Source organism: Pseudoxanthomonas sp. (assembly GCF_035999195.1).
Taxonomy (GTDB): Bacteria; Pseudomonadota; Gammaproteobacteria; order Xanthomonadales; family Xanthomonadaceae; genus Pseudoxanthomonas_A.
In genome coordinates, this window is record NZ_DASYGY010000009.1 from 2,377,769 (window position 1) to 2,404,540 (window position 26,772).

Below are 26,772 nucleotides of genomic sequence, written 5' to 3' on the forward strand. Positions count from 1 at the left end.
ACGCGGCATGCATATCGAAACCCTGGGCAGCGGCCCGTCCCTGGTGCTGCTGCATGGCTGGGCGCTGCATGGCGGCGTCTTCGCCCCGCTGGTCCAGCGACTGTCCGACCGATACACGCTGCATCTCGTCGACCTGCCGGGGCATGGCCACAGCCGGGACAGCGACGTGGCGCTGACCGTGGAGGCGACGGTCGGCGCGATCCTCGCGCGCACGCCGCCGGCCGCGTGGCTGGCCTGGTCGCTGGGCGGCCTGTTCGCGCTGCATGCGGCCGCGACGTCGCCGCAGGTGCGCGGGCTGGCGATGATCGCCGCCACGCCGCGCTTCGTGCGCGGCGAGGACTGGCCGCATGCCGTGGAGGCCCGCGTGTTCGCCCAGTTCGGCGACGACCTCCGCAACGACTACGCGGGCACGCTCGAGCGCTTCCTGGCGCTGGACACGATGGGGTCCGAACACGCCCGCAGCGAACTGCGCACGCTGAAGCACGACCTGTACGCGCGCGGCGAGCCCGCACCGGCCGCCTTGCAACGCGGCCTGCACCTGCTCGAACACACCGACCTGCGCGCAACGTTGTCCACGCTGCCGGTGCCGAGCCTCTGGCTGGGCGGACGCCGCGACCTGCTGGCGCCGTCTAAGGCGATGCAGGCCGCAGCGGCCGTCACACCGCACGCCACCTTCATCGAGATCGCCGGTGGCGGCCACGCGCCGTTCCTTGGCCACGCCGATACCGTGGCGATGGAAGTGGATCGCTTCCTGCAGTCGCTGTCGCAGGACGCCCTGGCATGAACACTTTCGACCAGCGCCATATCCGCCGCGCCTTCTCGCGTTCGGCCGCCGGTTACGATGCGGCGGCGGCATTGCAGCACGAGGTGGAGAAGCGCCTGCTGGAATCGCTGGACTACTTCCGCCTGCGGCAGGGCGATGACGCCGCCGATCCGAAGGTGGTGCTCGACGTCGGCTGCGGTCCTGCGCACGCCGCCGCCGCCATGCGCAAGCGGTGGCCGAAGGCGCAGGTGATCGCGCTGGACCTGGCGTTGCCGATGCTGCGCGAGGCGAAGAAGCAGGCCGGCTGGTGGAAGCCGTTCCAGCGCGTCTGCGCCGACCTGCGTGCGTTGCCGTTGGCCGAGGGCAGTGTCGACGTGCTGTTCTGCAATCTCAGCCTGCAGTGGGTGGACGATCTGCCCGCCGCGTTCAACGGCTTCCGCCGGGTGCTGAAACCGGGCGGCCTGCTGGTGTGTTCGACCTTCGGTCCGGAAACGCTGCAGGAACTGCGCGACGCGTTCGCGCAGGCCGACGACGCGCCGCACGTCAGCCCGTTCCCGCCGATCGCGCAGTTCGGCGATGCGCTGATGCTGGCCGGCTTCCGCGACCCGGTGCTCGACCGCGACCGCTTCACCCTGACCTATGACGACCTGCCGGCCCTGATGCGCGAACTTCGCGCGATGGGCGCGACCAATGCCTTGCATGGTCGCCGGCACACGCTGACCGGGCGGGCGCGCTTCGCCGCTGCGGCCACCGCGTACGAACCGTTGCGGCGTGCCGACGGCAAGTTGCCCAGCACCTGGGACGTCATCTACGCGCACGCCTGGGCACCGCCGCCGGGCGCGCCGATCCGCGGGCAGGGCGAAGACATCGCCACCATGCCGCTGGCCAAGATTCCGATCAGGCGGAAAGGCGAATAGCGCAGAACGGTGGTTCGCCGCGCGCGATGGCTGCGGCCCGTGATGCCTGGCGTCGGCTCAGGGAGTGTCGCGGCGCACCTGCCGCACCCAGTCCTGCAGGTTGTAGTAGTTGGTGACGCGTGCGATGCGGTCGTCGCGGATGTCGAAGAACGCACCACCCGGCAGCACGTACGTCTGCCCGTTCGCCGGCGGCAGGCCCTCGTCGGTGTTCAGGTATTCCCCGTGCACGATGTATTCGGCGGCCGCGCGCTGGCCGTCCTGGGCGACCATGACGACGATGTAGCGTAGCTGTTCGCGGTAGCTCGCGTTCATGCGGCCGAGGAACGTCGCGAAGGCCTCGCGACCGGTTTCGCGCGCGCCCTGGTTGAGATCGTGCACCACGTCGTCGGTCAGCAGGCTCAGCATGCCTTCCCAGTCGCCGCGGTTGAAGGCCGCGTAGTAGGTGAGGACCAGCTCGGTGGCGCGGTCCTGCCGGCGCGTGCCGTCGATCTTCATGTGGATTCCCCGTGTGTCCGACGCAGCATGATACGTCAGCGGGGCAGACGGTCGCGGTGGAAGAAGTAGACCTCCTGCAGCAGGAAACGCCAGCGCGTGGCGAAGCTGCGGAAGCGGCTGGTCGGCGTGGGCGAGCCGACCGAGCGGATGCCGAGCTCGCGGCTGATCCTCAGTGCGCGCGCCATGTGCAGCGGATCGCTGACGATGATGACCGTATGCAGCTGGTGCTGCTGCATCAGCGTGCGCGCCTGCCGCAGGTTGTCGTGGGTGTTGCGCGAGAGCGATTCGATCAGGATCGCGTCCTCCGGCACCCCCTGGCGCAGCGCATAGCGGCGCGCCACCTGCGATTCGGAGAAGCGCGCGCCCACGCCGCCGTAGCCGCCGGTGAAGATCATCGTCGGCGCGAGCCCGCGCTTGTACAGGTCGATGCCGTGGCGGATGCGTTCCTCGAACACCGGCGAGGGCTTGGCGTCGTAGGCGGCGGCACCGAGCACGATGATGGCGTCGGCCGGCGCCGCGTCGTCGCGCTGTCCCATCCAGATGATGTAGGCCGCCACGCCGACCAGCCAGACCAGGGCGAGCAGCAGCAGGCGCCATGCCCAGCCGAACAGGCCGCGTGGGGCCTTCTTCCTGCGCAGCGTCATGCGGCTCGCTCCCACGGCAGGGCGGCCAGGTCGACATTGCCGCCCGACAGCAGCACGCCGACGCGTTGCCCGGCGAAGCGATCCCGCTGCTGCAGGATCGCGGCCAGCGCGATCGCCGAGGACGGCTCCACCAGCAGCTTCAGGCATTGCCACAGCAGGCGCATGGCGGCCAGCGTGTCGGCATCGGATACGGTCAGCACCTCCACCCCGTGTGCACGCAGCAGCGCGAAGTTCGGTTCGCCCAGCGTGCCGCGCAGGCCGTCGCAGACGGTGTCGGGCACGAAATCGATACGGCGTTCGCCCGCGGCGAGGGAGTTGGCCGTGTCGGCGGCGCCTTCCGGTTCGGCGCCGACGACGCGGCAGGCGGGGGCGGTGGCCGCGGCGGCGATCGCCGTGCCCGACAGCAGTCCGCCACCGCCGACCGGCGCGACCAGGGTATCCAGCGGTCCCTGTGCGTTGAGCAGTTCCAGTGCCGCCGTGCCCTGGCCGGCGATCACGTGGGGATGGGTATAGGGATGGATCAGGGTGGCGCCGGTGTCGGCCTGGACGCGGGCGGCGGCGGCCTCGCGGGCGTCTATCGTCGGCGCACACGTATGCAGCTGCGCCCCGTAACGCTCGATATTGGCCCGTTTGGCGGCGTTCGCGCCCTCCGGCACCACCACGTGGCAGGCGATGCCCCGCGTCTGCGCGGCCAGCGCCAAGGCCGCGCCATGGTTGCCCGACGAATGCGTCACCACGCCGCGGGCGGCGCGGGCGTCATCCAGCGCCCATACCGCATTGCAGGCGCCGCGGAACTTGAACGCGCCGCTCCGCTGCAACGGCTCTGCCTTGAAGTGGAGCTCGCAGCCGGCCAGCGCGTCGAGGGCGCGGGAGCGCAGGACGGGCGTGGCATGGGCATGTGGGGCGATACGGGCGGCGGCGGCGAGGACGTCGTCGAAGGTGGGCAGGGGCATCGGCATGACGAAAGGTTAGCGCATCACCCCGCGATGAACCTCCGCCGGCGGCCGTGGCCGGCGCCGGCAGGGTTAAGCACGGATTCAATGCCCCGGGTCGATGCTGCGGTGGCAACGTAACGGGGTACCCGCCATGAAGCGCTCATCTGTTTTGACCGTCGTGTTCGCCAGCCTTGCCCTGGGCGGCTGCGCCACCTACGACTACGTCGGCGATACCGCGCCGGGCGGCTACTACCACGGTCGGCCCAGCACGCAGTATTACGATCCCTATGGCGGCTACTACGGCGGTGTCGGTGTGTACGGCAGCTACCGTTACGGCAGTCCGTACCGCTACGACCGCTATTACGGCTATCCGTACTACGGCTATTACGGCTCGCATTACCCGTACTATCCCCGTCCGCCGCGCCCGCCCCGTCCGGACGACCACAACCCGCCGCCGCGTCCGCCGCCGACCAGCGGAGGTGGCAACCGTCCGCCGCCGTGGCGGGACCCGACCGGCCGCTGGCGCGAGAGCGGCGCGCAGCCGATGGTGCCGGGTCGCCCGGCCCAGGTCTCGCCGTCCCCCAGTCAGCCCCGCGTGAGCGAGGGCGGCTATCGCCCGCCGCGGGTTATGCCTTCACCTTCGATGCCCCGGTCGGCCGAACGGCCCCGCACCATGGAGCGGGCAGCCCCGCCGCCGCGTGCTGAACGTCGCGCCCCGCCGCCGCGGATGGAGCGGCCTGCTGCGCCCTCCCGCCCGGCAGCGCGCGACGACGGCGGCACCCGCCAACTGGAACGGTGACCCCGCCGACGGCCGTCCGTCGCCCCAACCCTGCCGCTGACGCGGTTGCGAGCCTGAGTTGACCGGTTGCGTCGCTTTCTGACGTAAGCGGCAATTAAAGGTTCAATGTCGACGTCCGGTGGGGAAATCTGGATCCCCCCTGTTCCGGCCCCATCGGGCGTCGGCGCCTAACGAAAAGCCCGGCTGTGCCGGGCTTTTTTCTTGCTCTGGTATCCTGCGCGCACAAAAAAGGGGCCGGCAGTCCCCCGACTACCGGCCCCTCGGCATCCCCGGCGTGCGCATGGCTGGCCCCTGTTCCATTACCAGCCCGGCGCCCCTGGTCGCTTGCCACGACGGGTGCCTGGGGATACAGCAGGAAGCGTGCCAACTTTGCCGCGTCGCCATGCGCATCCCGTCTTTCCGAAGCGCCCCGCCTCCCTGGCCTTCGCTACCGAACCCCGACAGACCATGAGCTCCAGCTTCCACCACTACGACGTCATCATCATCGGCGGCGGCCATGCCGGCACCGAGGCCGCGCTCGCTTCTGCCCGCGCGGGTGCGCGCACGCTGCTGCTGACGCACAACGTGGAAACGGTCGGCGCGATGAGCTGCAACCCGGCCATCGGCGGCATCGGCAAGGGTCATCTGGTCAAGGAGATCGATGCGCTGGGCGGCGTGATGGCCTGGGCCGCCGATCGCGCCGGCATCCAGTGGCGCACGCTCAATGCGTCGAAGGGGCCAGCCGTGCGCGCCACGCGCTGCCAGGCCGACCGTGCGCTGTACCGCAGTGCGATCCGCCGTGCGGTGGAAGCGCAGCCCAACCTGACGCTGTTCCAGGCTGCCGTCGATGATCTGGTCATCGAGAACGGCACCGTCCGCGGCGCGGTCACCCAGACCGGCCTGACCTTCCATGCACCGGCCGTCGTGCTGACCGCGGGCACCTTCCTGGCCGGCAAGATCCATGTCGGCGAAACGCAGTACGCTGCGGGGCGCGCGGGCGATCCGCCGGCCACCGCCTTGGCGGCGCGCCTGCGCGAAGGCGCCTTCGTCGTCGACCGACTGAAGACCGGCACGCCGCCGCGCATCGATGGCCGTTCCCTCGACTATTCGGTGATGGAAGAACAGCCGGGCGACGATCCGCTGCCGGTCATGTCGTTCATGGGCGATGTCGCCGACCATCCGCGCCAGGTGTCGTGCTGGATCACGCACACCAGCGAGCAGACGCACGAGATCATCCGCGGCGCGCTGCACCGCTCACCGATGTACTCCGGCCAGATCGAAGGCATCGGGCCGCGATACTGCCCGTCGATCGAGGACAAGGTGGTGCGTTTCGCCGAGAAGGCCAGCCACCAGATCTTCGTCGAACCCGAGGGCCTCGATGTCGCCGAGATCTATCCCAACGGCATTTCCACCTCGCTGCCGTTCGACGTGCAACTGGCGCTGGTGCGCAGCATCCGCGGCATGGAACACGCGCACATCACGCGCCCCGGCTACGCCATCGAGTACGACTTCTTCGATCCGCGCGGGCTGAAGGCCTCGCTGGAAACGAAGGCGGTCGCCGGCCTGTTCTTCGCCGGCCAGATCAACGGCACCACCGGTTACGAGGAAGCCGCGGCGCAGGGCCTGCTCGCCGGCCTCAACGCCGCGCGTTTCGTGCAGCAGAAGGAGGCCTGGTCGCCGCGCCGCGACGAGGCCTACCTCGGCGTGCTGGTCGACGACCTGATCACGCACGGCACGAAGGAGCCGTACCGCATGTTCACCAGCCGCGCCGAGTACCGGCTGCAGCTGCGCGAGGACAATGCCGACCTGCGCCTGACCGAAACCGGCCGTGCGCTGGGTCTGGTCGATGACGCACGCTGGCAGCGCTTCGAGGCCAAGCGCGAGGCCATCGCGCGCGAGACCGGCCGCCTGCGCGCGCTGTGGGCCACGCCGGCGAACGCGCTGGGCCGCGAGGTCACCGGCACGCTCGGCGTGCAGGTCAGCCGCGAGACCAACGTGCTCGACCTGATCAAGCGTCCGGAGCTGGACTACGCGAAGCTGATGGCGGTGCCGTCCATCGGTCCCGCCGTGGACGATGCGCAGGTGGCCGAGCAGGTGGAGATCGCCGTGAAGTACGCCGGCTACCTGGATCGCCAGCGCGATGAGATCGAACGCCAGCAGCGCAACGAATCCACCCCGATCCCACCCGGTTTCGATTTCGCCGGCGTGCGCGGCCTGTCGGCCGAAGTGCAGCAGAAGCTGGAACGCGTGCAGCCGGAAACCGTCGGCCAGGCGCAACGCATCCCCGGCATGACGCCTGCCGCCATCTCGCTGCTGCTGGTGCACCTGGAGCGCGCGCGGCGTACGCGGGTGGCGTAGGCGTACGTTGCCGCCTTTGTAGGAGCGACGTCAGTCGCGACCGCATACTCGCCGCGGCAGCGAACCATCGACAGCGGGTGGACTAGGTTCCGTAGGTCTGCAAGCGTGCGGTCGCGACTGACGTCGCTCCTACAGGGGACTTTCCGGGTGACGCGCCTCCCACGCCGCCAGTTGCTCGCGGTAGTGTCGCAGCTGTTCCGCGTACAGGTCGTGCACGCAGATCGGGCAGCCGCTGTTGCAGCAGTCGCTGGGCAGCGGCGGCTCGGGTTCGCGGGGGCGCGGGTCGTCGTCGGGCGTCACGGGGCGCCCATTTCCTTCAACAGGTGCGGCGCCGGATACACCTTGCCCATCAGCCAGCGCATATAGCGCATGTCGACGTGCACCGCGCGCTTGTAGCGCGGATCGAACATCCAGCTGGCGCTGACCGATTCCCAGTTGCTGTCGAAGTTCAGGCCGATCAGCTCGCCGCGCGCGTTGAGCACGGGCGAGCCGGAGTTGCCGCCGGTAGTATCGAGGTTGGTCAGGAAGTTGACCGTCTGCGTCTTCAGTGCGGGATCGTCGGTGCCGGCGAAATCGCCTTTGGCGATGGCATCGAGCAACGGCCTGGGCGCGTCGAACGGCACCTGGCCGGTGTTCTTCTCGACGATGCCCGCCACCGTCGTCACCGGGGTGTACTGCACGCCGTCGCGTGGCGAGAAGCCGTCGACCTTGCCGAAGCTCACGCGCAGCGTGCCGTTGGCGTCGGGGTACAGCGCGCGGCCCTGCTGCTGGCGCCAGGCGAACAGCGCGCGCATGTAGGCCGGGCGCAGGCGTAGCTGCTCGCCCTCGCGGGTCTTGCGTTCGTTCTCCAGCGTCAGTTGTACCGGTACAAGCGCCGCCGCCAGATCGATCAGCGGGTCGGGTGCCAGCGCCTTGCCTTCGCGCGCCGCCGCGAAGCGCGACAGGCGTTCGGCTTCGTCGCCGAGTTTCGTGCCGGCGTACAGCGTGTCGAGGGCCTGCTTCAGCGCAGCAGGGGTACGGCCGAACGCGGCGTCGAAGGCGGGCAGGCGCTGCGCATCCGGCAGCTGCTGGTACCGCGTCAGCAGGACCGTGAGCAGGGCCTTCTCCACCTCGGGCGAATAGCGGCGTTGCACTTGTTTGAGCACACCCTCGATCATCGCGTGGTCGCGCGCCTGGAAGCCCGTCTCGCGCTCGGCATCCGGCTTGCCGGACTCCAGGCGCAACCGCTCCAGCGTGATGGCGGAGCGCATCAGTTGGGACTGCGTACCGAGCAGTGCGAGCAGCAGGTCGCGCTCGCGCATCGCGGAAGCACCGGCGATCGACGCGGCGAGCGCATCGATGTCGGCGCGTTCCTTCGTCGCGGCTCCGGTGGCGAGCATGTCGCGCTCGTCTCCGGCACGCACCCGTACCGCATCGCTGCGGCGCAGGCCTTCGAGTTCACCGGCAGCGCGCTTGCGGTTGTTCTTCAGCGACTGCAACTGCGCGGCGTAGCGGGTCTTCGCATCGGCATCCCTCGCGCCCGCCGCTTCCACCACGTCGATCAGCTGATCGAACACCGCCACTCGCGTCGGCAGCGTCCAGGTGATCTGTTCCTCGAACTCGGCCGCGGTGCGGTGGCGGTAGGTGATGCCGGGGTAGCCGGCCAGCATCGCGTAGTCGCCGGCCTTCGGTCCGTCCTTGGCCAGCGCCAGGTGCGCCGGCGCGCGGTACGGCACGTTGTCGGGACGGTAGGGCGCCGGCTTGCCGTCCTTGCCGACGTACGCGCGCAGCAGGGTGAAGTCGCCGGTGTGGCGGGGCCAAATGAAGTTGTCGATCTCGTCGCCGTAGTTGCCGATCGCGCGCGGCGGCGCGTAGGCCAGGCGGATGTCGCGCAGCTCCAGTTGCGTGATGCGGTAGAAGTCGGTGCCGTAGTACATGTTGGCCACGCTGCAGCGCACGCCGCCCTTGGCCTCGCACTCGGCGACGATGGCCTTGCTGGCGCGATCGACCGCGTCGAAGTACGCGCGTCCGGTCTTGCCCGTCGCCTCCTTCAACACGGCGTCGGTGACCTTGTCGTAGCCGACCGTGACCAGCACGCGGAAATCCGGATTGGCGGGCAGTTCGCCCGCGCGGTCGGCGGCAATGAAGCCGTCGTCGATCAGGTTGTGGCCGGGCTTGCTGTTGTACTGGATCACGCCATAGGCGACATGGTGGTTGGTCAGGATCAGGCCGTCCTGCGAAACGAACGCACCGGTCCCGCCGCCGGCGCGCACCACGGCGCTCAGCGGCGCGGCGGTGACGTCGGCCAGCGTCTTCGGGTCGCCCTCGAAGCCGGCCTCACGCAGCGTCTTGCCCAACTGCGGTAGCTGCGAGGGCATCCACATGCCTTCGTCGGCATGGGCGGGCAGGGACAGGGCGACGCCCAGGGCGAGGGTGGAAATCGGGAATCGACGGCGCATGGTCAGGATCCGGCGGAGAAGACGGAACGATATCGGGCGCATCCCGGTGCGGCAATGACGATCCGTGTCGGGTCGCCGGTCAGCGCGCGTCGCCGAGAAAGCGCCGCCAGCGGTGTGCAGCACGAAGGAGGGCCGTGTGTTCGGCTTCCTCCAGCGGGCGGAGCGCATCGAACACGACATCGCCGTCGCTGGCGGCACGCTTCCAGGTCGCCGCGACGCGCCCGCCGACGATCGCGGTGGCGGCCACGAGTCCGTTGACGCTGAACACGCGCCGTGTCTGCGCGGCGTCCAGCACCGGCGTGCGGTCACGGTAGCCGATCAGGTATTCGTCGAACGCGGGCAACAGGTGCACCGCCCGGGATCGCGACGGGACGGGTGCATCGGATCGCCACCACCAGGTGACGCCTTCGCGTGTCTCCTGCTCCAGCGCGGATGAGGCGAGCGCCAGCGCGTGCCGGGCATCCGTCTGCGCCAGCCCCGACCACCATGCGAGATCGGCGGCGGTCGCCGGCCCGTGTCCCTGCAGGTAGCGCAGCGCGAGGCGGTGCAGCGCTTCGTCGCGCTCGAGCGGTGCGGACGGCGGCACCCACGCATCCATCAGCACGAACGTCGGCTGCTTGCCGTGGCGGGGTCCCTGGCAGAGGACGCTTTCGTGCGCCAGCCAGTTCAGCAGGTGGAGGCCGCGCTGGTGGCTGCTCGCGATGCCGGCGGCATCCATGCGCGCATACAGCTCGGATCGGGCGAGGGGCAGGCCGTCACGGAGCGTGTGCTCCATCAGTTGTCGGCCGCGTGCCAGCGTGGCGGCGTCCAGCCCCAGGTCGCGTGCGAGGCGTGCGGCGTTGGCGGCCTGCACGCGCCGCGCCAGCAGCGCGACCATCCAGCGCACGTCGTCGCGCGCCAGCAGGTGCAGGGTGCCGCGCATCGGCCAGGTGCGCACGATGTCGCCGCGTGCGATGGCGTCCTCCACCTGCGCCCGCGTGGCGTCCTGCGTGCGAAGTCCGACCGCCCACAGCGCGGCGTGGTAATCCTGCGCCTGCATCGCGGCCAGGTGCCGTACCGCATCCTCGGGCGAGGCCGCGATGGGCGCAACGATGCGCTGTGCCTGCAGGCGCCGTGCCGTCAGCGACGGCGGCACGCCTACTTCTCCCGGCGCCAGTTGATGGAGCCGCGCGTCTCGATGGTGCTCGATTCGATTTCCACGTCGAAGCCCTTGCGAAGCAGATACTTCAGCGTCACCGCGGAGCCGGAGCCCACCATCGAGACGCCGTAGCTGACGTAAAGCTTCGGCGACAGGTACTTGCCCACGCCGAACACCGAACCGCCCAGCGTGCGCGATTCCAGCACGCCGGCGTCGTCCAGACCGATCTTCGCGCCGAGCTGCGAGGCCAGCAGGCCGGCGCCGGCACCGAGCGCGGACGAGGCCGCGTTGATGCGCTGGCTCTCGTCGCTGCTGGCGGTGTTGAGCGAGCGGCCCAGCACCAGATAGGCGAGCGCCTCGGATTCGGCCATCGACGGGTTCGACCACACGCGTGCGCGCGGCTGGCTGGCGCGGCCGGTGACGTCGATGCCGGCGGTGACGCCGGCACTGACCACCTCGCGCTCGGCGCGGATGTTGATGCGCGGGTCGGAGACGGCGTTGTTGCTCCACGTCAGTTCGCCGCGGGTGATGCGCAGTTTCTGGCCGTAGGCCTCGTAGCGGCCGTCCACGTCGAGCCGTCCGGTCGCCAGCATCTCGCGCCCGGGCTGCGAGCGCACATGCATCGTGCCGGCCAGCGTGCCCTCCAGGCCGTAGCCTTTCAGTTCCACCTGGTCGCCCACCTTCAGCGCCAGGTCCAGGTCCAGGCGCGAACTTGGCGCGCGCTCCGGATCCACCGGATCCAGGACCACCACGTCCTCCGAGGCGGAGACACCGTCGTCCAGTTTCTCCACGTCGATCGTGGCCGACGGAATGCCGACTTCGCCGCGGACGCGGATGGTGTTGTCGGCGAAGCCGATCTGCAGGTTCGGCGAGGCGACCGCGCGCAGGTCGGTGGTGTCGGCGACCAGCACGTTGTCGCCGCGCACCTGGAACTGCAGGGGCGTGGTGTCGTTGTTCCAGCCCAGCGTGCCGGCCACGTTGAGCACGCCCCCGGTGCCGGTGCCGCCGGTCGACGACACCGTCTTCATGCTGCCGTCGATGCGCGCGCTGCCGTCGGACAGCGCGACCAGTTCCGCGCCACCGTCGGTCAGCGAGATGCCCAGCGCAGGCAGTTCGCCGGTGAACTCGGTCAGCGTCGCTTCGCCGCTGAGCAGCGGACGCCCCCGCGTGCCGGCGACGCCGATGTGGCCGGCCAGCTGGCCGCGCGGACGCACCAGGTCCGGCGAGAACAGTTCCATCCAGAACAGGCGCGAGTTGTGGAAATACAGATCGCCCTTCAGCGGCGCGAACGCATCCCAGCCGGTGTTGAACGTCGCATCGACGTAACCGTCGCCCTTGAAGCCGGTGCCGAGACGGCCCTGGATGCGCTGCGGCGTGAAGTCGACATCGAGCGTGAAGTTGTCGTAGCGGATGATCTCGCCGCGCGCCGTCGTGCCCATCTTCAGGCCGCCGTCGAGCGAGGCCAGGTGCACCTCGCCCTGCCAGGCGTTGCCGGCCGGGCGCAGCGTCGCATCGAGAGTGAATTCGCCGCGCAGCGTCAGCGGCCTGCCGTCGGCCGGCGGCAGCCACGGCTGCACCAGGGCCAGCGACAACGCATCGCCGCGCACGGCCAGGCCCTGACGCGGCCAGTTGGCGCTGGCGCACAGCGCGCCGCCGATGTCCGACGCCAGGCAGCTCTCCGACAGCGTCCAGTTGGCGCCGTTCTGCGCGAAGCGCGCGGACTGCCGCAGTGTCCACGGATTGCCCCTGGACGGCGCGATGCGCAACGCGTCCAGCGTGCCCTGCCAGTTGGCGCCGCGCTTCTGTGCGCTGCCGGACAGCGCGACCGCGCCCATCGCGTTGCGTGCATCGCCCTCGATGCGCAGGTCTTCCACCGCACCACGCGCGTTGAGGCTGACGGTGTCCAGCACGGTGCCGACATCCACGGCACTGCCCTGCAGCGCGAGGTCGCCGCTGCCGCTGCGCCAGGGGAGGCGGCCGCGCAGGCTGAGCGCGCCGGCACTCCAATCGTTCCAGCGCAGGTTCTCGCCACCGAGGTCGGCGTCGATATTCGGCGCAGTGCGCGCGCCGGTGAGGTTGACGGTGCCGGACAGCGTGCCGCTGGCGTCGGGCAGCAGGTCGGCCAGGTTGAGCGGGCGGAAGGCGGCGTCGACGGTCAGCGTGTCGCCCACCTTGCCCTTGGCGGTAACGCGGCTGCCGCCCAGCGACAGCGCGAGATCGCCTTCGCCGTTGTGGCCGTCCAGGGCGAACGTGCCCCGCGCGTCGAGGGAGCGATCGCGCAGGCGACCACTGAGCGTCGGCACGTCCAGCGTGCCCTGGAACAGGCCGTCCTCGCGCTGGCGTCCCTTCGAGGCGAGGTTGCCGGAGACGTTGCCGTTCCAGCCGGCAGCGAAATAGCCGGGATCGAAGCCCGCCAGCGTCGCGGTGACATCCCAGTCCAGTGCCGGCGTCCAGCCGACCGTGCCGGCCGCGTCGAGCGTGCCGGTGGGCATGGTGGCGCGCAGCGTCTGCAGCTGCACGCGCTCGGCGTTGCCGCGGCCGTCGAACTCCAGCAGCGCGCTGTCGTCGCCGCGCGTCAGCGTCGCCTTGCCGATGGCGGCCCACGCTTCCAGCTTGCCGGCCAGGCCGAAATCGCCTTCGGCGCCGATCATGCTGTCGGCTTCGGTGCCCCAGCGCAGGTCGCGCGCATTCACCGCGAAGCGGAATTCGGGATTCTCCGGCACGGTGAAGTCCGCACGGCCGCGCAGCGAGGCATAGCCGTCGAAGGCGCGGATGGCGAGCGGTTCCACCGTCAGCACCTCGCCGTCGATGCGCGCATGCGAGGGCTCGATTACCACCGCGATATCGCCCTGCTGCACCGTGCCCTGCAGGTCCGCCGCGCCGCCGGCGCCCTTGGCCACCAGATCGAACGAAACCGGCGTGCTGTCGTCCATCACGCCCAGCAGCGAGAGATCCAGCGCTTCCGTCCTTGCCGCGAAGTTCCAGGTCGGCCTGGTCTCGCCGCGCAGCGTCAGCGTGGCGCGGAGCGGTGCCGGTGCCGCGCCCGACACGCCCACGTTCATGCGCGCGCGGTTGCCGCGGGCGACCAGGCCGATGCGTGCCGGTGTACGCCCCAGCGGGGCGGGAAACACGCCGGTCGCGGTCAGGTCGGTCGCGTAGCCGTCGCGCGGCGCGTAGCTCCCGTGCACCCCGAAGGCGCCGCGGTCGCTGGCGATGGCCAGTTTTTCCGCCTGCACGTACCCGTTGCCGATATCGATGGCGCCGCTGGCGCGCGCGATGTCGATGACCGGCTGGCCGCCCTGGCGGATCAGGAAACGGTCGATGTGCAGTTCATCGGCCTGGATCGCCAACGGCATTTCGATCTGCGGCAGCACGTCCGGCCAGTGCGGCAGCTCGAACGGCTCCTCGCTCTCCGGCACATCGAGCATCGCACCGCGCAGTTTCAGCACGTCCAGACGCAGACGCTTGCCGAGCAGGGGACGCAAGTCCGGTTCCAGGTACACCTCGTCGGCGGTGAAGCGGATCGTGTCCCAGCGGAAGTCCACGCCGCGCAGCGTCAGCGGGCCCGCAATGGGTCCCTCGGCTTCCCGGTAGTCCAGCGACGCGTCCGCCGGCAGCCGCGCCTTGATCTGCGCCAGCAGCACGTCGCGCCCGGCGACCGTCTGCAGCAGCCAGTACAGGCCGATGCACAGCAGCACGGTGAGCACGCCGGTGCCGATCGCGCTGCGGATGGCCAGCGTGCGCATGCGCGCCTTGCGGCGTGCGCGCAGTTCGGCGATGCGGGCCTCGCGCTCTTCCGGCGTCAGGTTGTCGGGCAGTCGGTGCTTCTTCCTCACAGGTCCGTCCCGATGTTGAGGTAGATCTGGACGCTGGAATCCGGATCGTTCAGGCCATGCGCCAGGTCCAGCCGCACCGGCCCCACCGGCGAGCGCCAGCGGAAGCCGACGCCGATGCCCGTGCTGAGATCCGGACGGGTGCCGTCGAAGGCGCTGCCCGTATCCACGAACACCGCGCCGCCGTACGGGCCACCCTTCGGATAGAACTCGTACTCCACGCTGCCTGTCAGCACGTTCTTCGCGCCCAGCGCGTAGTCGCCGCGGCGCGGACCCACTTCGCGCCAGGCGTAGCCACGGATGCTGCGGTCGCCGCCGGCGAAGAAGCGCAGCGACGGCGGCATGGCCACCAGCGAACTGGTGAAGGTGTGGCCGTACTCGCCGCGCACGATCAGCGCGCTGTTGGTCCTGTACTGCTGCGACCAGCGCGCGCGCATGTGGAACTGGAAGAAGTTGGCGTCGGACCCGGCCCCCTCCACGCCGCCGCGCAGCAGGATGGAGCCGGCCAGCTGGTCGGGACGGTTCGAGCCCACCGGCGAGTTGGTGTAGTCGGCGCGCAGCGAGGGGTAGGTGAAGGTGGCGTACTCCACCGTGGTGTCGGGCAGGCCGGTGAGCGGATCGTCCTCGACGTAGCGCCAGCGCTCGCGCAACGCATGGATGGAGGCCACCGCGGTCCAGTCCTCGCTGACCTGGCCGCTGCGGCTGCCGGTGAACTCGACATGGCGCAGGTCGATGTAGTCGGTCTGTTCGTCGCTGGCCTGCAGGCCCACCGTGTACCAGCCGTCCAGCCACTTGAACGCGGGAATGCGGTATTGCGTGAGCAGCGTCTTGCGCTTCTGCGCGTAGTCCAGGTGCGTGGACAGCTTGTGCCCGCGCGAATTCACGTAGCGGCGGTCCAGTCCCAGGCGGATACCGGGGCCGCTCTCGGTGCCGTACGCCAGGCCGGCGGTGTAGATGTCGCGCTTGGCCAGCTCCAGGTTCACGTCCACCGGCACGCGGCCCTCGACCGCCTTGTCCGGATTGGCCTGGATGTCGATGCTGGAGAAATAGTCCAGGCCCACCAGCGATTCGCGCAGGCGGTCCAGCTTGCCCTGATGGAAGTAGCTGCCTTCTTCCCAGTACACCAGCTTTTCCAGCAGTCCGGGGTCGAACTTGTCCTGGTGGAAGGTGGTGGCGCCCATGTCGTAGCGGATGCCGCTGACCCAGCCCAGCGCGATGTCGGCGGCGTTGTCGGCGCGTGTGACCTCGACGCGGCGATGGGTGAAGTCCGCATCGAAGTAGCCGCGGTCGGCCAGGCGTCGCACGATGGCCAGCTTGCTCGCTTCGTAGGTGGTGTGGTCGAAGACGTCGCCGACCGCAGGCGCGAACGCGGCCAGGTCCTCCTTCAGGTAACGGTCCTCGCCGCCTTCGCCTTCGATGGACAGCTCGCGCCGGCGCACGCGCACCGGTTCGCCCAGCTGCACGCGCACCGTCACGGTCAGGCGCTCGTCCTCGGCGCCGTCGGTGCGGGGCGCGTCCACGGTGATGGTGGGCGAGTAGTAGCCGAACGGCTCCAGCGCCTCGCGTGTTTCGGCGACGGCTTCGCCCAGCAGGTACTCCAGCCGCGACTCGCCCAGTCGCCTGCCCAGCGAGTCGTTCAGCGACAGCGCGGTGTTGATGTTTTCCACCATCAGTTCGTCGTCCAGCCCGTCGATCCGCACCTTGTCGACGATGGCCGCAGCCCAGGCCGGAGCCATGGTGGCGAGCAGGACGACGAAGGTGGCGAGGCGGGGGAATCGACGCATGCGGAGAGGATACCCGGGGAGGGTTAAGCGGGGTGAAGGGTTGCCGCCCTCAAGCGGCACATCGTTCACGCAACCATGTCGATACCGCGATCTGCGCCTTCCCCCCGCACGCGGGGGAAGGCGGGGAGGGGGGCAAAGGTGAGATCACGCGGACGGTGGTGATGCGAGCGGTCCATGCATCGCGCCCGCCTCCACCCCAGTCCTCCCCCGCCAGCAGGGGAGGGAGCGCATGGCGAGCACCTCAGCCCGACAAATGCACGATCACTGCCGCCGCGCGCGGAACATCCCCTCTCCCTGCGCAGCGGGGAGAAAGTTCCGAAGGCGGGTGAGGGGCGAACGGAGTGAGGTACCCGCTGCGCCTGTACAAGCACCGCGCTCTGCCCCTCATCCGCCCTCCGGGCACCTTCTCCCCGCACGCAGGGAGAAGGGAACACATCTCAGCTCGACAGGTGCTCGATCGCTGCAACCGCACGGAAGCGGTCGGCCAGGCGCTTCAGCAGCGCAAGGCGGTTGGCGCGCACGGCCGGGTCGTCGGCGTTGACCATCACGCTGTCGAAGAACGCATCCACCTGCGGGCGCAGGCGGGCGAGGTGGTTCAGCACGGTCACGTAGTCGTGGTGGTGCAACGCTTCGTCGGTTTCGCCGAGCACGGCTTCGACGGCTTCGGCCAGTGCGCTCTCGGCCGGGTCGGTCAGCAGCGTGCGGTCGATCGCGTGCGGGATGGCGATGTCGGCTTTCTTCAGGATGTTGCCGATGCGCTTGTTGGCGGCGGCGAGGGCTTCGGCTTCCGGCAGCGTGGCGAAGGTGCCGATGGCGTCGAGGCGGGTGTCGAAGTCGTACAGCGACGCAGGCTTCAGTTCGGCAACGGCGTTGAAGTGCGCGGCGGGCACGCCCTTGTCGGCGTAGTAGCCGCGGAGGCGGTCGAGGATGAAGTCGAAGATCTCACCATCTTGGCTGGGTTGAGCAAGCGAAAGTTTGGCCTCGCTTTCAACTGGCTCTGGGAGATACGCACCTGCGTCCTTCGCTTTTTCAACTGCATCGATTCTCTTGATAGCGAGCGTGCCAGAAGAACTGACATTGACTTCATGCCTAGCCTGCTTGAGCAGTTCGTGCAGATTGAGGTTGAATCCACTCTCAATCACTGTCCGCGCCAACCCAAGCGCATTCCGCCGCAGCGCGAACGGATCCTTGTTGCCGGTCGGCTTCAACCCTGCCGCAAACCCACCCGCCAGCGTATCCAGCCGTTCCGCGATCGCCAGCACCTTGCCCAGCGGCGACAGTGCGATGTCGTCGCCGGCGAAGCGGGGCTGGTAGGCCTCGTCGATGGCCAGCGCGATCTCCTTCGGCTCGCCGGCGGCGAGGGCGTAGTGGCGGCCCGCGATGCCCTGCAGTTCGGGGAACTCGTTGACCATGCGCGACTGCAGGTCGTTCTTCGCCAGTTCCGCCGCTTTGCGTGCCTGCGCCGGATCGGCGCCGACCTGCGCGGCGATGGTTTCGGCCAGCGCGGCCACGCGCGCGACCTTGTCGGCGACGCTGCCCAGCTTTGCCTGGTAGGTGACGGTCTTCAGTCCGTCGCCCATCGATGCCAGGCCCTGCTTCAGGTCCTCGTCGAAGAAGAACTTCGCATCGCTGAAGCGCGGACGGATGACGCGCTCGTAGCCCTTGCGCACTTCGTCGACGTTCTGCGATTCGATGTTGGCGATGCCGATGAAATGCTCGGTCAGCTTGCCGCCGTCGCTGAGCACCGGGAAGAACTTCTGGTTGATCTCCATCGTCTCGATCAGCGCTTCCTGCGGCACGGCCAGGAACGCGGATTCGAAACTGCACAGCACGGCCGCCGGCCACTCGGTCAGGCAGACCACCTGTTCGAGGTTGTCGTCGGTCACGCGCGCGCTGCCGCCGGCCTGCGCCGCGGCCTTCTGCACTTCCTCGACGATGCGCGCGCGGCGCGCGTCGGCATCGACCAGCACCTTGGCGCCGCGCAGCGCATCCACGTAGTCGTCGGGCTGGCCGATCCACACCGGTTTGTCGTGTTCGAAGCGATGGCCGCGGCTCATGCGGTCCGACTTCACGCCGAGTACTTCCGCATCCACCACGTCCTGGCCCAGCAGCAGCACCAGCCAGTGCACCGGCCGTGCGAATGCGTAGTCGTGGTCGCCCCAGCGCATCGGCTTGGGAATCGGCATGCCCGCCAGCGCCTCGCGCACGATGTCGGCCAGCAGGTCGGCGGTCTTCGCGCCCGGCTTCACCGCACGGTGGACGAAGCGCTCACCCTTGCCGTCCGTGGTGCGCTCCAGCTGCGTCCACGCGATGCCGGCCTTGGCGGCGAAGCCCTCCAGCGCCTTGGTCGGTGCGCCGTTCGCGTCCAGCGCGATGTTGAGGTACGGGCCGAGCACCTCCGACTTCTGTTCCGGCTGTTCCACGTCCACGGCCGGCAGCAGCACCGCCAGGCGGCGCGGCGTGTACAGCGGCTTGGCATCGCCGCGCTCGAAGCCGATGCCGCGCTTCTCCAGCGCCGCGATCACGCCATCGAAGAAGGCCTGCGCCAGGCCGGGCAGCGCCTTGACCGGCAGTTCTTCGGTGCCGAGTTCGACCAGCAGGGATTTTTGTTCGCTCATGTGCATGCAACCTTGAGTTGTTCCCTTCTCCCTGCGGGAGAAGGTGCCCGAAGGGCGGATGAGGGTGCGGCGGAATCCGTGGCGGTGAACCATCCGGATTGCGCCGGACCCTCTACCCCAACCCCTCTGCCGGCAGTAGAAGGGCTCTAAGCGGTCTCTTTCTTCAGGCCCGGAAACCCGAGCTTCTCGCGCTGCGCGTAATACGCCTCGGCCACCGCCTGCGCCAGCTTGCGCACGCGCAGGATGTAGCGCTGGCGTTCGGTGACGGAAATAGCGCGACGTGCGTCCAGCAGGTTGAAGCTGTGGCTGGCCTTGCAGACCTGCTCGTAGGCGGGCAGCGGCAGGCCGACCTCGACCAGCTTCAGCGCTTCCTTCTCGCAGGCGTCGAAACGGTGGAACAGTTCCTCCACGTCGGCGTGCTCGAAGTTGTACGTGCTCTGTTCCACCTCGTTCTGGTGGTACACGTCGCCGTACTTCACCACGCCCTGCGGGCCGACCGTCCACACCAGGTCGTAGACGTTGTCGACGTTCTGCAGGTACATGCAGAGGCGCTCGAGCCCGTAGGTGATCTCGCCCAGCACCGGCCGGCATTCCAGACCACCGGCCTGCTGGAAGTAGGTGAACTGGGTGACTTCCATGCCGTTCAACCACACTTCCCAGCCCAGGCCCCAGGCGCCGAGCGTCGGCGACTCCCAGTTGTCCTCGACGAAGCGCAGGTCGTGCACGCGCGGGTCGATGCCCAGCGCCTTCAGCGAACCCAGGTACAGCTCCTGGAGGTTGTCGGGATTCGGCTTCATCACCACCTGGTACTGGTAGTACCGCTGCAGGCGGTTGGGGTTTTCGCCGTAGCGTCCGTCGGTGGGACGGCGGCTGGGCTGCACGTAGGCGGCATTCCACGGCTCCGGTCCCAGCGCACGCAGGAAGGTGGCCGGGTGGAACGTGCCGGCGCCGACTTCCAGATCCAGCGGCTGGATCAGCACGCAGCCCTGTTCAGCCCAGTACTGGTTCAGGGTCTGGATCAGGGCCTGGAAGCTGAGGCCCTGGAAGGTGGTTACCGGTGAAATGGTTTGTCCGGTCATCGCGTTATCGTGCACTGCGGAAAAGCGGGCTAGTATACGGGCAAGCCCTTGTCCTTCCGCCCTTTTCGCCCGTTCGCCGCCGTCGTGGATATGCCCGTGAAAGCCCCCTTCCTCATCGTCGAAACCGGCCAGCCGGTGCGCTCGATGCGGCGGTATGGCGGCTTCCCGCACTGGATCCGCGTGGCCGCCGGACTGGAGGCGCACGAGACCGTGGTGGCGAACGTCGAACGCGGCGATGCGCTGCCGTCGCGCGATGCGCTGGCGGGCGTGATCGTCAGCGGCTCCGCCGCGATGGTCACCGACCGCGCCGACTGGAGCGAACGCAGCGCCGACTGGTTGCGCGATGCCGCCCACGAAGGCCTGCCGCTGTTCGGCATCTGCTACGGCCACCAGCTGCTGGCGCATGCGCTGGGTGGCGAAGTGGCCTATAACCCGGCCGGGCGCGAATCCGGCACCGTCCACATCGACCTGCATCCGCAGGCGCAGGACGATCCGCTGTTTTCGGCGCTGCCGCTCAAATTCACCGCGCATGCGACGCATGTGCAGACGGTGGCCCGTCCACCGGAGGGCGCCACCGTGCTGGCGCGCTCCGAGCAGGACGACTGCCATGCGTTCCGCTGGCGCGACCGCGCCTGGGGCGTGCAGTTCCACCCCGAGTTCGCCACCCACCACATGCGCGGCTACGTGCACGCCCGCGCCGAGCACCTGCGCAGTGAGGGCCGCTGTCCGGGCACCATCGCGCGCAGCGTGACGGCGGCGCCGCAAGCCCGCAAACTGTTGCGGCGGTTCGTCCGCCATGCGCGTGGCCTGCACGCGCGCTGAGCCTCCTGCTGCACACCTCCCAGAGAACCCCGATGTCGATGATCAACAAGGTGCCGGCCAGTGCCGGCGCGGAATGGCTGCTGGCGGGCTTCGCGCTGCTGAAGCGGGCGCCGGTGCCGTTGGCCACGCTGGCGGTGCTGTGGGGCCTGCTGTCGATGGTCGTGATGCTGGTGGCGGTGACGCTGCCGGCGATGACGCTGGCGATGCAGTTCCTGCTGGTGCTGGCGGGGCCGCTGTTCTTCGCCGGCATGCTGTGGGCCGTGCGCGAAGTGGACCAGGGGCGCACGGCGCAACCCTCGCACCTGCTGCAACCCGTCCGTGACGGCCACGCGCCGGCGCTGCTGGCCACGCTGCTGCCGCAGCTGCTGGCGGCGCTGGCGATGGGCGCGCTGCTGTTCGTGATGGTGGGAACCGAGCAGTTGCAGCACCTGGCCGACGTCTACCAGCAGATGCAGGCGATCGCGGCGGCCGGCGGCCAGCCCGATCCCTCGCTGGTCGAAGGCCTGCCGGCGGGTCGCCTGCTGCTGTGGCTGCTGCTGGTGGCGGTGGTGTTCGTGGCGGTGAAGTGGATGACGTTCATCGCCTCGCCGCAGATCCTGTTCTCCGGCACGCACGTGATGGATGCCATGCGCAACAGCCTGCGCGCCTGCCTGCAAAACTGGACCGCGATGCTGGTGTTCTACCTGCTGGCGGGCATCGCGATCTTCGTGGTCGGCATGGGCTCGTTCCTGGTGGCGTCCATCCTGGCGCTGGCGGTCGGTGCGGCCATCGCGTTCGGCTTGTGGCAGTTTGCGCTGCTGGCGCTGGTGATGCCGGTGCTGGCGGGCGCGGCGTATGCGGCCTGGCGGCAGATGCTGGGCGAGGGCGCGGCCACGCCGGCGACGCCGACAGCGCCGTCGCAGATCGAGGTCTGAGCGTCAGGCATCGCGCGTGGTGGGCCAAGGCCCACCCTACGGGGCTGGATGGGGATACGCCTGCGTCGACGGGCGGGTCTTCGCCGACGTTGACGCGGATCGAGGTCTGAGCCTGCGGGATCGTGAGGCGGCGGGCCAAGGCCCGCCCTACGACGCGGCTTGGTCCTTCGGCTTCAGCCAGCCCGCGGCGATGATGCCCAGTTCGTAGAGCAGGCACATGGGAATGGCGAGCATCAGCTGCGACACGACGTCCGGCGGGGTGATCAGCGCGGCGATGACGAACACGCCGACGATGGCGTAGCCGCGGCCTTCGCGCAGTTGCTGCGGCGTGACCCAGCCCAGCAGCACCATGATCACCAGCGCCACCGGCAGTTCGAAGCTGACGCCGAAGGCCAGGAAGATCACCATCACGAAGTCCAGGTACTTCGCCGGGTCCGGCGCCAGCGTCACGATGTCCGGCGTGAAGACCGTCAGCGCATGGAACACGCTGGGCAGCACCAGGAAGTACGCGAACGCGCAGCCGGCGTAGAACAGTACGATGGACGAGACCAGCAGCGGCGTGGCCAGCCGCTTCTCGTGCCGGTACAGCCCGGGCGCGACGAAACTCCATGCCTGGAACAGCAGCCAGGGTGAAGACAGGAACAGGGCCAGGAAGAACGCCAGCTTGATCGGCGCGAAGAATCCGGAGGTCGGGTCGCTGGCGATCATCTGGGCCGCCTGTCCCGCCGGCAGCTGCGAAATCAGCGGCCTCGCCAGATAGTCGTACAGCTGCCTCGCGAACGGCAGCAGCGCCAGCAGGACGATGCCGGTGCCCGCCAGTCCGCGCACCAGCCGCGTGCGCAGTTCCAGCAGATGCTCCATCAGGCTGCTTTCGGCGTCCTGCTGCAGCGACTCGCGGTTCATCGCGCGTCCTTCGGCGGGAACAGGTCGGCGGTGGTACCGGTCGCCGGTTCGTGGGTTTCGTCCGGCAGCGCCTCTCCGTTCGCATCGGTGGTCGACGCGCGACCGCCTTCGTCTTCCACCACCGGCGCGGGGTCCGCGGCCGCAGGGGCAACCGGCGGTCTCGCCAGCGCGGGCGGGGTGATGGCGGATTCCACGTCCTCGCGCAGCGCCCGGGCATCCTCGCGCGCGGCCTGCCGCACGTCCTCGAACTGGCGCTCGGTCTCGCGCGCGCTGTCGCGGATGCGCTGTTCGGTGTCGCGCAGCGCGTCCTGTGCGTCCTTGAGGTTGCGCTTGAGCTCTTCGGAGGCGAGTTCGCGCTCCAGTTCGTCCCTCACCGAATACCACTGCGCGCGCGCGCGGCGTACCCACAGCCCGGCGAAGCGCGCCGCCTTCGGCAGCCGCTCGGGACCCAGCACGATCAACGCGACGACCGCGACGACCAGCAGTTCACTGAAGCCGATATCGAACATGGCGGCTGCGATGCCGCGCGATCAGCCGGCGTCGCGGTCGCGCTCTTTGGCGGCGCTGGACTCGTCGGTGCGCGACTGGTCGTTCAACTGGCCGGTCGGCTTGTCGTCGTCCTTCATACCCTTCTTGAAGCCCTTGACCGCTTCGCCCAGGTCCTGGCCGGCGTTGCGCAGGCGCTTGGTGCCGAAGACGAGCAACACGACCACCAGCACGATGATCCAATGCCAGATGCTCAAACCGCCCATGGTGTGCTCGCAGGAAAGTTGGGGCGCTCAGGATAGCGCAGCCGGGCCGCCGGCGCGGCGACCCACGACCCATTACTTCCGTTATGGGGTGCCGTCCAGCGGCTCGGTGCGCACTTCGCCGTCCTGCACGGGCTCGAATCCCTGCGTCTGGGCAGGCGCTTCGACGACCACCGGCGCGACGGCGGGCGCGGGCGCCTGGGCCGTCGCGGGCGCGGTGGCGCCGCCCGTGCCGCGATTGCCGCGGGCGAGTTCGGTGACTTCTTCCAGCTGGTCGCGGAAGCCGACCACCGCATCCGACGGCTGGCCGGCGCGGCTCTCGAAGATGGCGCGCGGGGTGGCGGCGCTGCCGTAGACGGCGGTGTTGGCGTCGTCGTCGATCTGCAGCACCGCGCCATCGAGCGCCACGCCCGCGAACAGGCCGCGCGCGCGCGACCACGACCAGATCTCGGCCTTCAGCTGGCCGTCGGTGGAGGCGCTGGCGTTGCGGCCGACCGGGCCGGCAGCCACGCCGGCATCGGCGCCGAGGGTGAACTTGCCGTTGACGATGGAGTCGAGCGAGCGGTCGTTGCGGAACACCAGCACCACGTCGGACGACTGCACGCCGGCCTGGAAGCCGATGCTGCCGCCGGTGAGCTTGATGAAGACCGGTTGCGACCAGCTGCCGTCGGGATTCTTCACCGACATCAGGCCGTGGCCGCGACGACCACCGATCACCAGGCCCGCCTTCAGCGTGTCGGGGATGACCACGATCGCGCGGCCTTCGTCGAGCAGCTTGTCGGGGATGCCGTTCTCGGGGATGCGCTGGATCTCGCTCAGCACGCGCACCGCGTTGGTGGCGCGCTCGTCCTCCTTCGGACCCGCGATGGCCTGGCCGGCGAACAGGGCGGCGGCCAGCGCAAGCGCGGTGGGCGGCAGCAGGCGGCGGGAAGTACGGCTCATGATGGCTCCAGGGGGGATTCGCAGCGATACGCTGCAACCGCCCGAAAGTAGGTGGGGCCGGATGAATCGGTGCTGACAGAAGGTGCCTCTGGCTGCCATCGGACGTATCGATTCGGCGCGGCGTGGGCGCTCTGACACAATACGCGCATGCCCGACACGCCCGCCACCGCCCTGCTCGTCGTCAATCTCGGCACGCCCGAGGCACCCACGCCACGTGCGGTCCGCCGCTACCTGGCCGAGTTCCTGCACGACCATCGCGTGGTGCAGCTGACGCGCTGGCTGTGGTGCCCGCTGCTGCACTTCATCATCCTGCCGCTGCGCGGGCCGAAGGCGGCGGCGAAGTACGCCAGCATCTGGCTGCCCGACGGCTCGCCGCTGGCGGTGTACACGCGCCGGCTGGCCGAGGCCCTGCAGGCGCGATTGCCGGACTGGCGCGTGCACGACGCGATGCGCTACGGCCAGCCGTCCCTGACCACCCGCCTGCGTGCGCTGCGTGCCGACGGCGTGCGGCGCGTCGTGGTGCTGCCGCTGTACCCGCAGTACTCCACCACCACCACCGAGTCGGTGCGCGACGTGGTGGTGCGCGAAGCGGGGGGGCTGGAGGTGCGCTTCATCGACGACTACTCGGTCGATGCCGGCTGGGTAGCGGCGGTGGTGGCGTCGATCCGCCAATGGCGCGAACGCCACGGCGGCGGCGAGCACCTGCTGTTTTCCTATCACGGCCTGCCGCAGCGGCTGGCCCGCAACGGCGATCCGTATCCGCAGCGTTGCGAGGCGAGCACGCGCGCCATCGTCGAGGCGCTGGGCCTGCGCGACGACGCGTGGACGCTGACCTACCAGTCCCGCTTCGGCAAGGAGCGCTGGCTGGAGCCGGCCACCGACACCACCCTGCAGGCGCTCGCCGCGCGCGGCGTGCGCAGGGTCGACGTGGTCTGCCCGGGCTTCGCGGTGGACTGCCTGGAGACGCTGGAGGAGGTGGGCATCGGCTTCGCGGAGGAATTCGCACACGCCGGCGGCGCGCTGCGCTACATCCCCTGCCTCAACGACGATGCCCGCCATGTCGAAGCGCTGGCTGCACTCGCCTGCCGGGCGGGCGACGCGGCCGCATGAGGCTGCGCGAGTTCGCGGTCGACATTCCGCTGGGGCGCATCGCCGGCCTGCGGGGCGGCGACGACGGCCCACGCGTGCTTGCCCTGCACGGATGGCTGGACAATGCGGCGAGCTTCGTCCCGCTGGCCGCGCATCTGCCGGGCATCCGGTTGGTGGCGCCCGACCTGCCGGGACACGGCCGCAGCGCGCATCTGGCGCCCGGCGCGGAGTACACCAGCGGCGTGGCGGTCAATGCGGTGCTCGATATCGCCGATGCGCTGGGCTGGGAGACGTTCTCGCTGCTGGGGCATTCGATGGGCGCCGGTATCGCCAGCCTGATGGCGGCGGCGGTGCCGCAGCGCGTGCGGCGACTGGTGGCGATCGAGGCGCTGGGCGGGTTGGCGGAAACCGTCGAGCGCACCGCCGACCGCTGGCGTGAGGCGATCGCGGCCGCGCGTGCGTTGCCGGGCAAGCAGCTGCGTGTGTTCGCCGATCTCGCGGCGCCGGTCCGGGCCCGCATGCTGGCCAACCAGTTGAGCGAGCCGGCGGCGCGCCTGCTGGTGGAGCGTGGTGTGCGGCCGGTGGAAGGCGGCTTCGTCTGGAGCAGCGATCCGCGTCTGACGCTGCCCACGCCGCAGCGCCTGGACGAAGCGCAGCTGGCCGCATTGGTGGCCGGCATCGCGTGCCCGACCACGGTCCTGTTCGCCGATCCGCCGCAGCCCTATTTCCCGGAGCCGCTGCGCTCGCAGCGTGCGGCGCTGCTGCCCGATGGCCGGCTGCATGTCCTGGCCGGCACGCACCACCTGCACATGGAAGATCCCGCCGCCGTGGCGGCGCGGATCTCAGCGTTCCTGGCCGAGGCCTGACGCGGCGCGCTTGGCGTGGCGGAACTCCACCGCCAGGCGGATGTCGCCCTTGCGGATCGGTGCGCTGCTGCGCCACCACGCGGCGGTGGCGGCATCCAGCTCGCTGTCTTCCTGCGCCAGCCGGCGCAGCAGTGTGATGTCCTCGGCGCTGGCCAGCTGTTCGTCGGGCAGGTAGTAGCGTTCGAGCGGCAGACGGGCCGCCTCGGGCGTGCGCGTGACCCGGGCGATCAGGGCGGCAGCCGACAGTCCCAGCAGCACGTAGCCGGCCAGCAGGACCGGAATCGAGTCGCGCGCGCTGCCGAGCCAGGCGACGAGGCCGGCCACGACCAGCAGCAGGAGCAGCAGCCGGGCGAGGCGGTCGAAGCGCTGGATCTCGCTGGCGGCGCGCCGCCGCTCCCGCGCCCGCGTGCCGACCTCCTCCACCGACAGGCTCTTGCGGCTCATCAGCGCACGCCGGGCCCCGAGGCTGGCGGCCGTTTCGGTGGGCGGGATGGCGTACAGCGAGAACCGGCGCAGGGAAGGCTCACCGGTGCCGCCGCGCGGGCGAGCGGAGGCGGAACGGGAATCGGCAGGCAGCGCGGCAGGCCGCGGGAACGTCGGGCGATGGTCCATGGGTGGGCCTTGAAGGAAAGGAAGGCCGGGTGGCACGGTCCCCCATGGACCTGCCCGCCCCGGCCTGCCCCTGAAATCGTGATGTGCATCTCATT

General features: G+C 69.7%; 22 protein-coding genes and 1 pseudogene. 8 read left to right on the forward strand and 15 right to left on the reverse strand.

Going from position 1 to position 26,772, the window contains the following annotated elements; translation table 11 throughout:
- Positions 1 to 7: 7 nt before the first annotated feature.
- Complete coding sequence (gene bioH / locus VGN58_RS18030) at positions 8 to 784, forward strand: pimeloyl-ACP methyl ester esterase BioH (RefSeq protein WP_327484547.1); 777 nt, start codon at positions 8 to 10, stop codon at positions 782 to 784.
- Positions 781 to 1,680, forward strand: a complete 900-nt coding sequence (gene bioC / locus VGN58_RS18035; RefSeq protein WP_327484548.1) for a malonyl-ACP O-methyltransferase BioC — start codon at positions 781 to 783, stop codon at positions 1,678 to 1,680. Before bioH ends, bioC begins: the two co-directional genes overlap by 4 nt.
- A 57-nt stretch (positions 1,681 to 1,737) precedes the next feature.
- Here bioC and VGN58_RS18040 read toward each other — a convergent pair whose 3' ends face one another.
- From VGN58_RS18040 to VGN58_RS18050, 3 genes are read right to left on the reverse strand one after another with little or no spacing between them, the layout of a single operon-like run.
- Entirely contained in the window at positions 1,738 to 2,175 is a 438-nt protein-coding gene (locus VGN58_RS18040; protein ID WP_327484549.1) for a ketosteroid isomerase-related protein, read from the reverse strand.
- A 35-nt stretch (positions 2,176 to 2,210) separates the two neighbouring features.
- The gene (locus tag VGN58_RS18045) at positions 2,211 to 2,819 is read right to left on the reverse strand and encodes a YdcF family protein (RefSeq protein ID WP_327484550.1); all 609 of its coding nucleotides are present in this window, start codon (positions 2,817 to 2,819) and stop codon (positions 2,211 to 2,213) included.
- Complete coding sequence (locus VGN58_RS18050) at positions 2,816 to 3,778, reverse strand: threonine ammonia-lyase (protein ID WP_327484551.1); 963 nt, start codon at positions 3,776 to 3,778, stop codon at positions 2,816 to 2,818. Before VGN58_RS18050 ends, VGN58_RS18045 begins: the two co-directional genes overlap by 4 nt.
- A 127-nt stretch (positions 3,779 to 3,905) precedes the next feature.
- Between VGN58_RS18050 and VGN58_RS18055 the strand changes: the two genes are divergently transcribed.
- Entirely contained in the window at positions 3,906 to 4,553 is a 648-nt protein-coding gene (locus VGN58_RS18055) for a hypothetical protein (RefSeq protein ID WP_327484552.1), read from the forward strand.
- Positions 4,554 to 5,000: 447 nt separating this feature from the next.
- The gene (gene mnmG / locus VGN58_RS18060) at positions 5,001 to 6,890 is read left to right on the forward strand and encodes a tRNA uridine-5-carboxymethylaminomethyl(34) synthesis enzyme MnmG (protein ID WP_327484553.1); all 1,890 of its coding nucleotides are present in this window, start codon (positions 5,001 to 5,003) and stop codon (positions 6,888 to 6,890) included.
- 129 nt (positions 6,891 to 7,019) lie between these two features.
- On the opposite strand, the gene VGN58_RS18065 is transcribed toward mnmG, so the two are convergent.
- The 7 genes from VGN58_RS18065 to glyQ all read right to left on the reverse strand — a co-directional run bounded on the left by VGN58_RS18065 (position 7,020) and on the right by glyQ (position 19,780).
- Entirely contained in the window at positions 7,020 to 7,190 is a 171-nt protein-coding gene (locus VGN58_RS18065) for an oxidoreductase-like domain-containing protein (protein WP_327484554.1), read from the reverse strand.
- On the reverse strand, positions 7,187 to 9,328 hold the full coding sequence (locus tag VGN58_RS18070; protein WP_414710814.1) for a S46 family peptidase: 2,142 nt from the start codon (positions 9,326 to 9,328) through the stop codon (positions 7,187 to 7,189). Before VGN58_RS18070 ends, VGN58_RS18065 begins: the two co-directional genes overlap by 4 nt.
- Before the next feature lie 79 nt (positions 9,329 to 9,407).
- Positions 9,408 to 10,463 (reverse strand): winged helix DNA-binding domain-containing protein, encoded by a 1,056-nt coding sequence (locus tag VGN58_RS18075; protein ID WP_327484555.1) that lies wholly within the window; start codon positions 10,461 to 10,463, stop codon positions 9,408 to 9,410.
- Positions 10,464 to 10,465: 2 nt separating this feature from the next.
- The gene (locus VGN58_RS18080; RefSeq protein WP_414710834.1) at positions 10,466 to 14,212 is read right to left on the reverse strand and encodes a translocation/assembly module TamB domain-containing protein; all 3,747 of its coding nucleotides are present in this window, start codon (positions 14,210 to 14,212) and stop codon (positions 10,466 to 10,468) included.
- 86 nt (positions 14,213 to 14,298) lie between these two features.
- Complete coding sequence (locus VGN58_RS18085; protein WP_327484557.1) at positions 14,299 to 16,083, reverse strand: autotransporter assembly complex family protein; 1,785 nt, start codon at positions 16,081 to 16,083, stop codon at positions 14,299 to 14,301.
- Between the two features lie 437 nt (positions 16,084 to 16,520).
- A complete protein-coding gene (gene glyS / locus VGN58_RS18090; RefSeq protein WP_327484558.1) occupies positions 16,521 to 18,701 on the reverse strand; it encodes a glycine--tRNA ligase subunit beta in 2,181 nt (726 codons plus the stop codon).
- 146 nt (positions 18,702 to 18,847) lie between these two features.
- Positions 18,848 to 19,780: a glycine--tRNA ligase subunit alpha gene (glyQ, locus tag VGN58_RS18095; protein ID WP_327484559.1), complete on the reverse strand. Its 933-nt coding sequence runs from the start codon at positions 19,778 to 19,780 to the stop codon at positions 18,848 to 18,850.
- A 90-nt stretch (positions 19,781 to 19,870) separates the two neighbouring features.
- Here glyQ and VGN58_RS18100 point away from each other — a divergent pair.
- Both VGN58_RS18100 and VGN58_RS18105 read left to right on the forward strand, forming a co-directional pair.
- Positions 19,871 to 20,621: pseudogene (locus tag VGN58_RS18100) on the forward strand (glutamine amidotransferase); the annotation flags it as partial.
- Positions 20,622 to 20,634: 13 nt separating this feature from the next.
- Positions 20,635 to 21,516: a BPSS1780 family membrane protein gene (locus VGN58_RS18105; RefSeq protein ID WP_327484561.1), complete on the forward strand. Its 882-nt coding sequence runs from the start codon at positions 20,635 to 20,637 to the stop codon at positions 21,514 to 21,516.
- A 147-nt stretch (positions 21,517 to 21,663) separates the two neighbouring features.
- Here VGN58_RS18105 and tatC read toward each other — a convergent pair whose 3' ends face one another.
- From tatC to VGN58_RS18125, 4 genes are all read right to left on the reverse strand, one after another.
- Positions 21,664 to 22,419, reverse strand: coding sequence for a twin-arginine translocase subunit TatC (tatC, locus tag VGN58_RS18110; protein ID WP_327484562.1), 756 nt, complete (start codon positions 22,417 to 22,419; stop codon positions 21,664 to 21,666).
- A complete protein-coding gene (tatB, locus tag VGN58_RS18115; RefSeq protein ID WP_327484563.1) occupies positions 22,416 to 22,928 on the reverse strand; it encodes a Sec-independent protein translocase protein TatB in 513 nt (170 codons plus the stop codon). Before tatB ends, tatC begins: the two co-directional genes overlap by 4 nt.
- A gap of 21 nt (positions 22,929 to 22,949) precedes the next feature.
- On the reverse strand, positions 22,950 to 23,171 hold the full coding sequence (gene tatA, locus VGN58_RS18120) for a Sec-independent protein translocase subunit TatA (RefSeq protein ID WP_327484564.1): 222 nt from the start codon (positions 23,169 to 23,171) through the stop codon (positions 22,950 to 22,952).
- An 81-nt stretch (positions 23,172 to 23,252) separates the two neighbouring features.
- The gene (locus VGN58_RS18125) at positions 23,253 to 24,110 is read right to left on the reverse strand and encodes a lipid-binding SYLF domain-containing protein (RefSeq protein WP_327484565.1); all 858 of its coding nucleotides are present in this window, start codon (positions 24,108 to 24,110) and stop codon (positions 23,253 to 23,255) included.
- Positions 24,111 to 24,257: 147 nt separating this feature from the next.
- On the opposite strand from VGN58_RS18125, the gene hemH reads away from it, so the two are divergent.
- Together hemH and VGN58_RS18135 are read left to right on the forward strand one after the other, a co-directional pair.
- Entirely contained in the window at positions 24,258 to 25,220 is a 963-nt protein-coding gene (gene hemH / locus VGN58_RS18130) for a ferrochelatase (protein ID WP_327484566.1), read from the forward strand.
- Entirely contained in the window at positions 25,217 to 26,065 is an 849-nt protein-coding gene (locus VGN58_RS18135; RefSeq protein WP_327484567.1) for an alpha/beta hydrolase, read from the forward strand. Before hemH ends, VGN58_RS18135 begins: the two co-directional genes overlap by 4 nt.
- Here VGN58_RS18135 and VGN58_RS18140 read toward each other — a convergent pair.
- Positions 26,042 to 26,677, reverse strand: a complete 636-nt coding sequence (locus tag VGN58_RS18140) for a hypothetical protein (RefSeq protein WP_327484568.1) — start codon at positions 26,675 to 26,677, stop codon at positions 26,042 to 26,044. The genes VGN58_RS18135 and VGN58_RS18140 overlap by 24 nt on opposite strands.
- Between the last annotated feature and the right edge of the window lie 95 nt (positions 26,678 to 26,772).